At 43.0% G+C, this 9,129-nt stretch carries 9 protein-coding genes; 5 read left to right on the top strand and 4 right to left on the bottom strand.

All coding sequences use genetic code 11. The features are described from left to right. The coding region (locus tag PWP39_RS09000; RefSeq protein WP_502941352.1) for a DUF8155 domain-containing protein at window positions 1–363 on the top strand (363 nt) is incomplete at its 5' end. On the opposite strand, the gene iorA is transcribed toward PWP39_RS09000, so the two are convergent. Beyond that, window positions 341–2,224, bottom strand: a complete 1,884-nt coding sequence (gene iorA / locus PWP39_RS08995; protein ID WP_011011976.1) for an indolepyruvate ferredoxin oxidoreductase subunit alpha — start codon at window positions 2,222–2,224, stop codon at window positions 341–343. The two genes, PWP39_RS09000 and iorA, sit on opposite strands and share 23 nt — an antisense overlap. 25 nt (window positions 2,225–2,249) lie before the next feature. On the opposite strand from iorA, the gene PWP39_RS08990 reads away from it, so the two are divergent. Beyond that, window positions 2,250–3,659 (top strand): amidohydrolase, encoded by a 1,410-nt coding sequence (locus PWP39_RS08990; protein ID WP_014835250.1) that lies wholly within the window; start codon window positions 2,250–2,252, stop codon window positions 3,657–3,659. Here the strand turns inward: PWP39_RS08990 and PWP39_RS08985 are convergent. Then, complete coding sequence (locus tag PWP39_RS08985; RefSeq protein WP_011011978.1) at window positions 3,630–4,376, bottom strand: methyltransferase domain-containing protein; 747 nt, start codon at window positions 4,374–4,376, stop codon at window positions 3,630–3,632. The genes PWP39_RS08990 and PWP39_RS08985 overlap by 30 nt on opposite strands. 50 nt (window positions 4,377–4,426) lie before the next feature. After that, window positions 4,427–5,197 (bottom strand): hypothetical protein, encoded by a 771-nt coding sequence (locus tag PWP39_RS08980; protein ID WP_011011979.1) that lies wholly within the window; start codon window positions 5,195–5,197, stop codon window positions 4,427–4,429. Window positions 5,198–5,467: 270 nt separating this feature from the next. On the opposite strand from PWP39_RS08980, the gene PWP39_RS08975 reads away from it, so the two are divergent. The 3 genes from PWP39_RS08975 to PWP39_RS08965 all read left to right on the top strand — a co-directional run bounded on the left by PWP39_RS08975 (window position 5,468) and on the right by PWP39_RS08965 (window position 8,162). Then, window positions 5,468–6,544, top strand: a complete 1,077-nt coding sequence (locus PWP39_RS08975; RefSeq protein WP_011011980.1) for a DUF512 domain-containing protein — start codon at window positions 5,468–5,470, stop codon at window positions 6,542–6,544. Window positions 6,545–6,599: 55 nt separating this feature from the next. Further along, the gene (locus PWP39_RS08970; RefSeq protein ID WP_288073490.1) at window positions 6,600–7,682 is read left to right on the top strand and encodes a radical SAM protein; all 1,083 of its coding nucleotides are present in this window, start codon (window positions 6,600–6,602) and stop codon (window positions 7,680–7,682) included. 78 nt (window positions 7,683–7,760) lie between these two features. Further along, window positions 7,761–8,162, top strand: a complete 402-nt coding sequence (locus tag PWP39_RS08965; protein ID WP_011011982.1) for a metal-dependent transcriptional regulator — start codon at window positions 7,761–7,763, stop codon at window positions 8,160–8,162. Here the strand turns inward: PWP39_RS08965 and PWP39_RS08960 are convergent. Beyond that, window positions 8,144–9,129, bottom strand: a 986-nt coding sequence (locus tag PWP39_RS08960) for an NCS2 family permease (RefSeq protein WP_288073489.1), incomplete at its 5' end; no start/stop codon positions are given. The two genes, PWP39_RS08965 and PWP39_RS08960, sit on opposite strands and share 19 nt — an antisense overlap.

The following is a 9,129-nucleotide window of genomic DNA, read 5'->3' as shown; positions in this document are numbered from 1 at the left end:
GTTAAAGGAAATACATTTGAAGTGGTGGAGAGGAAAGGGCATTATCTCTGGCTTAAGCCCCTTGAAACGAAGGGAAAAGGAATGACTCCGCTGGGAAATATAGAGGGAGGTCTTCCTCACTACCGCTATGGGGCAATTTTCTCTGGAAGAGAAGGGAAGCTGTTTGGAATTGATGTAAAAGCTCAAGAGATACTCGAAAATGGAGTTGGAATATTTAAACCTAACTTTGAAGTACTTGCCAACGGTGTTAAAGTTAGAGGGATTGGGGTTTACTGCAACGAAGAGAGAGTTAAGCTGATTGGTGGAAATTTTGAGGTGGGGGATATAATAAAAATAGAGATCAAAGCTCGCTTGGGAACTTAATTGCATCAAATGGACAGAGCTGGTTGCACACTCCACACCCTGTACATATCAAGGGGTCAATCCTGACCTTCTTCTTTTCTGGCTCATAAACAAGCGCTGGACATCCAGTTAAAAGTATACAGGCCTTACATCCAGTACACCTGTCCTCCACAACCACTGGTATTTCTCCGATCTCCCCTCTTCTTATGACTGGTATCACACATTCCCTCTTCGCTATAATAACTGCAGGTCCTTTAACCTTCATAGCCTCCTTTATTGCCTCTTTTGTCTCCTTTAGATTGTATGGATCGACAGTTTTAACGTACTTAACCCCTATTCCTCTAACTACAGACTCTATGTCTATCTCCCTGAACTTCCTTCCAGTTTCACTTCCTCCAGTCCCAGGGTGCGGCTGATGACCTGTCATAGCAGTTGTTCTGTTGTCTAGGATTATCACCAGGACGTCTAAGTCCTTGTACACTGCATCAATTAATGGTTGGATTCCATTGTGGAAGAACGTTGAATCCCCTATTGTGGCAACTATCTTCTTACCCATAGCTACGCTTTGTCCGTTGGCCAAGCTTATACTAGCCCCCATAACGAATTCTGTCCATATTGCCTCTAGGGGTGGGAGCAGGGATAGCGCATAACAGCCAATGTCTCCATGAATTGGGATATCGAACTTTCCATATCCTAATTCTCTTAGGGCATCTAGAAGGGCCCTATAAGTCCCCCTGTGGGGACAGCCTGGGCACATTACTGGAGGCCTCTTTGGAGCCAAAGCTTTTGCCTCTTCCACTTCCTTGGGCAACTTGACCTCTTCCCTTTCCTTTCCCAAAAGCTTTAGAATAGCGTTTCTGACGAGTCTTGGCGTTAGCTCTCCCTCCAACGGTAGATGTCCGGTTCTCTTTCCATATATTGGAACGTTGAGGCCTTCTTCATATGCAACTACCTTGATCTCCTCCTCCAAGAAAGGTGCTCCTTCCTCAACGACTAAGGCAACGTCAACGCTCCTAAGGAACTCAACAACGAGCTTCCTGGGAAGTGGGTGAGGAGTTGATAACTTTAGTATCTTGAAATCTTCTTCTATCTGAGGAACTACCTCCTTAACGTAGTTATATGGAGCTCCCTCGACTATTATTCCAACTCTTCCCTCTCCCTCAATCCAGTTGAACCTCAATGTGTTGAACTCCTCCTCTATTCTCTTCAAAGTCTCGTTGAGCCACTTGTGTCTCTTCCTATTCCCCTCCATGCTTGCTCTAACGTACCTCTCTATGTCCTTCTTGAACTTCGGTTCTCTCTTAAGCTCCTTAAACTCACCAACTTCAACGTCTGCCGTGGTGTGGTTAACCCTAGTGGTTGTTCTAAATATTATTGGAACCTTGTACTTCTCGCTGAGTTCGTAAGCGTATATTATTAAATCATGAGCCTCCTGGGGATCATAAGGCTCAAGAACTGGTAGTAAGGCAAGCTTTCCATAGTATCTGTCATCTTGCTCTGTTTGACTTGTATGGGGCCCAGGATCGTCGGCAACTAGAATTACAAGCCCTCCCTCAACTCCTGAATATGCCAAGCTCATCAGGGGATCTGCCGCAACGTTTAGTCCAACACACTTCATGGTAACTAGACTCCTCAGTCCAGCGTAAGACACTCCAGCGGCCTCTTCTAAAGCAACCTTCTCATTTGGAGCCCACTCCGCAAAAACTTCTGGCTTCAATCTCGCTATAGTCTCTATAACCTCCGTAGAAGGAGTCCCAGGATAACCAGTAGCAAAAGAAACTCCAGCCTCCAAAGCTCCGTAAGCTATGGCTTCATTACCCATAAGCAACTTCTTCACGTTTAACCACCAGTCTACTCTATTCACGAAAGTTAAAAATTTCATGGGTGTAAAACATATAGGTGATTGCATGAAGGCCCTCATAAATGGAACAATATACACATCCTTTTCCCCAGTGAAGAAGGTTTCTGGATTAGTTATTTCAAACGAAAGAGTCCTTTATGCAGGGGACTCATCAACTGCTCTCAGAATTGCGGAATTGGCTGGAGGAGAAATAATAGACTTGAAGGGAAAGTTCGTCATGCCAGCATTCTTTGATTCTCATCTCCATTTGGACGAGCTTGGAATGAGCTTGGAAATGGTAGATTTAAGGGGAGTTAAGTCAATGGAAGAGTTAGTTGAAAGGGTGAAGAAGGGAAGAGGAAGAATAATATTTGGGTTTGGCTGGGATCAAGATGAGCTTGGAAGATGGCCAACGAGAGAAGACCTAGATGTTATAGACAGGCCCGTATTTCTCTACAGAAGGTGCTTTCATGTGGCGGTTATGAACTCAAAGATGATTGACCTCTTGAACTTGAAGCCATCCAAAGATTTTGACGAATCAACTGGAATAGTTAGGGAGAGGGCCCTAGAAGAGAGTAGGAAGATAATAAACGAGAAAATACTGACTGTTAAGGATTACAAGCACTACATAGAGAGCGCTCAGGAGCACCTTCTTAGCTTGGGTGTTCACTCTGTAGGGTTCATGAGCGTGGGAGAAAAGGCTCTAAAGGCGCTCTTTGAGCTCGAGAGGGAAGGAAGACTAAAGATGAACGTTTTTGCGTACCTAAGCCCCGAGTTGCTGGATAAGCTTGAGGAGCTGAACCTGGGAAAATTCGAGGGAAGAAGGCTGAGAATATGGGGAGTTAAGCTCTTCGTTGATGGCAGTTTAGGTGCTAGAACAGCATTGCTGAGTGAACCTTACACTGATAATCCAACAACTTCTGGAGAGCTCGTAATGAATAAAGATGAAATAGTTGAGGTCATCGAGAGGGCTAAGCCTTTAGGGTTGGACGTTGCAGTCCATGCTATAGGAGATAAAGCCGTTGATGTGGCACTGGATGCCTTTGAAGAGGCAGAATTTTCAGGAAGGATCGAACATGCTTCCTTAGTTAGGGATGATCAGTTGGAGAGGATAAAGGAGCTAAAAGTCAGGATTTCAGCTCAGCCTCACTTCATAGTGAGCGACTGGTGGATAGTAAACAGGGTAGGGGAAGAGAGGGCAAAGTGGGCTTACAGACTGAAGACCCTCTCTAGCATTACCAAGCTTGGGTTTAGCACAGACTCTCCAATAGAACCGGCTGATCCATGGGTAAGCATTGATGCGGCAGTGAATAGGTACGTTGTTGACCCAGGAGAAAGGGTTAGCAGAGAGGAGGCCCTGCATCTCTACACTCATGGTTCTGCCCAAGTTACCTTAGCTGAAGATTTAGGGAAGCTGGAGAGAGGGTTTAGGGCAGAATACATAATCTTAGACAGAGATCCCCTTAAAGAAAATTAAGCTGTGCCTCCATCTCGTCCCAACTTTAAACTTTATGTCCTTCACAGAATATCCAAGCTTGATTCCCCTCTCTTTTATGACATTGAGCAGTTTTTCCTTATCTGGGAGATACAGGGCAACTTTTCCACCTGGGTTTAGATGATCAAAAGCTTCTTCAAGTAGCTTCACTGAGAATTCTTCCCCATATTTTCCTCCACCAATTGCCTCCCTTTCGGTCAAAACTCTTCCCAGGGGCTTATCATAGTAGGGAGGTGCCGAAAATATAACGTCAAAAGTTCCTTCAACAACTCCTTTGATTATCCCTCCATTGCTCTTTACAAGCCTTACATTGGAATTGTTTCTCTCTATATTCCTCCTAGCATATTCAAAGAACTCTTCATCAACTTCAGTAGCAGTGACCTTGCAGTTGAAGAATTTTTCGGCCATAAGGGCCATCATTGCAGTGTGTCCAGTCCCTATTTCGAGAGCAACTTCTCCTCCCCTTAGGAATGTTTTTAGGAATATGTACCGAGAAATTGGGGTTGTAACTAAGCCTTTTGGGTGATATTCTATATCCAAACCAAAGAGAGCTTTTGCTATCGCCTTGTTGTAGAGTATCCTGGCCTGCCTATTTGAGAAGTCAAGTTTTCCATTAATTACATAATTATTTAATTCTGGAATTATTTTGACAGCTTCAGGTATGGGAAGGCCCAACTTTCCATCCTTCCAGACTACCATACACTGAGGAATTGGGATAGATCGATTTAAACTTTAGGAAAAGAAATTAATTAGGGTTTAAGGTTCTCAGGGATAGTTATCCGATAGCAGGGTGGAGCAGGCATCGAATATCTCTTTTCTCTAACCCTGTAAACTATGAGTGGCTTAATAACGTACAAATCATTTGGCTTGGATATGTTCGTTAGAGTTACCGTGAAGTTAACTATTCCTTTGGGAGGTATTTCCCGTGGCCCAGAGTCAATAATCTTAATTCCTGGAACTCTAAAACTCACGTTCACTATATCTACGGTCTCATTGAAGGGATTTGAAATTGTATACATAAGTCTTGGAACTCCTGGGGTTGGACCAACAACAGCCTCGACATAAGCTGGAATGTCTAATGTTTTTCCTTCTGAAGGCTCCAAGATGTCGAACTCAATTGTTCCGAGAGGAGCTTTCTTTGTGGCGTTGTTCCTCCAAATTATTACATAGGCTTTATCCATAACGCAGTGGCCAGGCTCTTTGAGCCTTAATGTTACTATGATGTCAAACACCGTTGCTCCTGGATAGCTGAATTTGCTAACTCCTATATCTTTAAAATCAAGGCAGGAAGGGAGATTTCTGACTCCAATAGTCCCTCTAAAATCTTGATCCCCTGGAGTTATCAGGTATGCGTGGAGGGCAACAACTTCATCAACGTACCCAGCTACATAGCCCCGATAAGTAGAGATGAAATATTCCTTGGCAATAACTTTCTGGGGTTCGGGACTTTCAAGAGCTTTATAGGCCATGAAAATAAAAAGGAATAGTAGAATTCCAAATCCAATCATGTTTTTCTTCATGAGTGCTCCCCTATCTTCTATAGATGCTTTTTATTGATCATCTACTATCACTGAGTATATTATGTCCATATTATACCTTGTAAATTTTATAAATTTTACTATTAATATGAAGTGATAATAACGCGTGTGCTACAGAATAGTTTTTTTATCTTATTGATAATTTTTAAACAAACTGTCTATCTAATCTTTAGTATTTTGCGGTGAAGGTACAAAGTTTAAATAAAAATAAAAGCCATAAGCTTAAATACCCACTGCCCTCTTCCACTTTCGATGTATGAGCTGACGGAAGACTTCAAGCTTAGAAAGATTACGAAGTATGAACTCGATGGAGTTGATGAGAGAGAGGATTTACTTGTTATTCCTCCCTCCTCTAAGGCAGGTCCGTGTGGGAATGGCTGTTTGTTCTGCTATCTTCTTCAAAATCCTCCAGAAATGATATATAGAGTTGCGAGGCATGACACCCTCAACGATCCAACGTTGGAGGAAAGAATTAGGTATGCGAGAAAGCACTACGATTTATGGATTAGAGTTACAGATACCTCGGGCAATGTAAAGTTTGATGAAAACAGAATTAAGAGCCTTTATGAAGCTGGACTTGATGAAATCCAGATTTCTGTCCACACAACTAAAAAAGATGTGAGAATTAAGTTGATGAGAAATAGACACGCAGGAAAATTGATTGATCTCCTCCCCCTTGTTGCGAAGCATTTCAGGACTATAGCTGACATAATCTTGACCCCAGGATTCAACGTGGATGATATTGGAGAGATAATTGAAGACCTTGACTCAATGGGAGTCCACGAGGTTAGACTTTTCCCGGTCGGGGTTACCAAATACAATAGGTTTGAGATTAGACCCCTAACCAAGGAGGAACTTTCATATGTCAAGGAGGTAGCTCTAGAAAAAGATAAGGAGCTGGGGATAAAAGTAGTTATCCCACCAATATTCCTAGCCCTCCTGGGAGAGTTCACTACTGGACTTGAGCCATTCAACATAGAGCCAGAGTTTCCAACATACATCTTTACTGGAGAGCTGGCCTATCCAGAGATGAAAAGACTATTTCCCAGGATAAAGGTTGTAATGGTAAAGAATGAGTTCTTTGGAGGGAACATAGGGACTGCGGGTCTTTTGACGGGGAGAGATGTCTTGAGAGAAGTGGAAAGGTTACCGGAGGTTGATTTTGGATTAATTCTCCTGCCAGAGTTAATGTTTTATGGCGATATGACACTCGATGGTTGGAGAAGGCAGGATTTATTTTCCAAGATACTTATAGAAAAGGGTTATATAGTTGAGACGGCCTTAGAACCAACGGAAATTCCAAAGGTTATAGAGAAAATTTCCCTATGATGAGAGAGCTGTTAAATGAGTGGTGATTAGAGGATGGCTGGCTGAGGGTGAGAGAATGAAGGAAACCTCCTACTACTCTTACGTTGTGGGGGAACTCCCGAAGGGTTGTCAATATTGTGTTAGAGGAGAGAAACTTGTACTCTTTGTTACTGGGGTTTGCCCCAGGAATTGCTTCTATTGCCCCCTAAGCCCATGGAGGAGAAAAGATGTTGCCTATGCAAATGAGAGGCCGATAAGAAAAATTGAAAATATAATAGAGGAGGCAAAGATACAAGAGGCCAGGGGAGCTGGAGTTACTGGGGGAGATCCCTTGGCGAGGTTGAATAGGACTGTTGAATACATAAGAACCCTTAAGGAAGAATTCGGGAAGAAGTTTCATATTCATCTATACACCACAGGAATTCTTGCAGATAAGAGGGCGTTGTCAATGCTATATGATGCTGGACTTGATGAGATAAGGTTTCACCCTGATCTGTTTGAGCCCTCTTCAAAGTTTCTAAATAGGGAGATTGAAAACTTAAAGAATGCCTTTGACTTTGATTGGGATGTTGGTGGAGAAGTTCCAGCAGTTCCTGGGTTTGGAGATAGGATAAAGTGGTTTGCCGAAATTCTTGACAAGTTTGGCGGGAAATTCTTGAACATAAATGAGTTAGAGTACAGTGAGACTAACCTTAGCAATATCCTAAATAGGGGGTTCAAATTAGCTGGGGAGAATAGCTTTGCAATAAAAGGATCTCTCGAGTTGGGATTGGAAATTCTAGAGTGGGGAGAGAAAAATACTTCCCTCTACTATCATCTCTGCACCGCTAAGCTTAAAGATGCTGTTCAGCTAAGGAATAGACTCAGGAGAATGGCAAAGAACGTTGCTAAACCTTACATGGAAATTACTGAAGACGGAACGCTTAGGTTTGGAATTGCTGAATACGAAGATCTTGAAGAGCTTTATAAATTCTTGGTAGAGGAAGCGGAAGTCCCGAAGGAGTGGTTGTACATAAATTGGGAGAAAAAGAGGATTGAAATGCCCGTAGAAGTTGCCGAGGAATTGGCGGAAGCGATAGAGGGGGATGTAAAGTTTTACATAGTTGAGGAATACCCTACCTGGGATAGGATTGAAGTCGAGAGAATCCCTCTCAATTAAACTTTAAATATTTGTTAGACAACTCTAACTTGGTGATAAAAGTTGCCATCAAAGAGGGAGGAAGAATATCTGGAAACCATGTATATCCTTCAAAAGAACAAGGGTGTAATAAGGGTAAAGGACATAGCCAAGATGATGAGGGTAAAACCCCCGACCGTTGTTGAGGCATTAAAAAAGCTTAGGGATAAGGGGTTTGTAAAATATGAGGAGCACGAGCACATTCTTCTCACTGAAAAAGGTCTGGAAGTTGCAAAGAAAACATACTCGAAGCATCAGCTTTTGACGGAGTTTTTCATAAACATTTTAGGCATTCCACCCGAAATAGCTGAGAGAGATGCGTGCCAATTTGAGCACTACGTTAGTGAGGTTACAGTACATAGGATTAGAGAATTCATAAGCTATATTCAGCAAGAATGTCCCTATGCGTTAAAGCAGTTCTTAAAAAAAGTTAGAGAAAAGGATCAAGCTGTGGCTAAGTAGGCGAAGTAGCCTATGAATACCACCGCTAGTGCATACATTAGTGGGTGGACTTCTTTCCACCTTCCTGTGAAGACCTTTAGTAACGTGTAGCTTATGAATCCAACTCCAATACCGTCGGCAATTGAGTATGTGAATGGAATCGTTATGAGGACTAGGAAGGCTGGAATTGCCTCTGTTGGGTCGCTAAAGTCAACTTCCTTGAATGCTGAAATCATGTAGTAACCTACTATAACTAAGGCAGGTGCTGTTGCGAAGGCTGGAATTGCCTTGGCCACTGGAGCTATGAAGAGTCCAATGATTAGGAACAGAAGTCCCGTAATCACTGCTGTAAATCCTGTTCTACCTCCTTCCTCAATACCGGCTGCGCTCTCGATGTATGTTGTTACAGTGGAAGTTCCCAAAATTGCACCAAAAGTTGTACCAATGGCATCTGTGAGGAGAACCTTTTCAGCATCTGGAATCTTACCCTCCTTTGTTAGGAATCCAGCCTTGGCACTAAGACCCGTAACTGTTCCCAGGGTGTCGAAGAAGTCTACCATGAAGAATGCGAATACAGCTCCAAGTGCTCCAGCGTTAAGCAATCCCTTAAGGTCAAGCTGGAGGAATGTATAGCTTAGTGTTGGCATTGAGAATACTCCCTCTGGCCTGGGGGCAACCCCTGTTATCCATCCAATTATGCTCGTTGCCAAGATGGAAATTAGCAGGGCTCCCTTGATTCTCAAGGATAAGAGGATCGCCGTTAGGAAGAGCCCAAACAGGAATAATAGTCCTTCTGGTTTGGCCAAGACGGAAGCATTTAGTGATGTCTTAATGAGCAATCCATTGTCTCCTGTTAAAGCGGTTAGCAATCCAACGTTGTTAAGTCCTATAAACGTCAAGAACAGTCCGATTCCAGCCCCAACAGCGTACTTTTGACTCAGTGGGATTGCATGGATTATCGCGCTTCTGACCTTTGTAATACTTAGAA

Source organism: Pyrococcus sp. (genome assembly GCF_030153625.1).
GTDB classification, from domain to species: domain Archaea; phylum Methanobacteriota_B; class Thermococci; order Thermococcales; family Thermococcaceae; genus Pyrococcus; species Pyrococcus furiosus.
The sequence above is the reverse complement of the archived record's forward strand: the minus strand, read 5'-3'. Positions and strand labels throughout refer to the sequence as shown.

Excerpts from the sequence above, each read along its gene's own strand:
- PWP39_RS08975 (WP_011011980.1), top strand. The coding sequence starts at position 5,468 with ATGTATGAGCTGACGGAAGACTTCAAGCTTAGAAAGATTACGAAGTAT.
- PWP39_RS08965 (WP_011011982.1), top strand. The coding sequence starts at position 7,761 with ATGTATATCCTTCAAAAGAACAAGGGTGTAATAAGGGTAAAGGACATA.
- PWP39_RS08985 (WP_011011978.1), bottom strand. The coding sequence starts at position 4,376 with ATGGTAGTCTGGAAGGATGGAAAGTTGGGCCTTCCCATACCTGAAGCT.
- PWP39_RS08980 (WP_011011979.1), bottom strand. The coding sequence starts at position 5,197 with ATGAAGAAAAACATGATTGGATTTGGAATTCTACTATTCCTTTTTATT.
- PWP39_RS08990 (WP_014835250.1), top strand. The coding sequence starts at position 2,250 with ATGAAGGCCCTCATAAATGGAACAATATACACATCCTTTTCCCCAGTG.
- PWP39_RS08970 (WP_288073490.1), top strand. The coding sequence starts at position 6,600 with ATGAAGGAAACCTCCTACTACTCTTACGTTGTGGGGGAACTCCCGAAG.
- iorA (WP_011011976.1), bottom strand. The coding sequence starts at position 2,224 with ATGAAATTTTTAACTTTCGTGAATAGAGTAGACTGGTGGTTAAACGTG.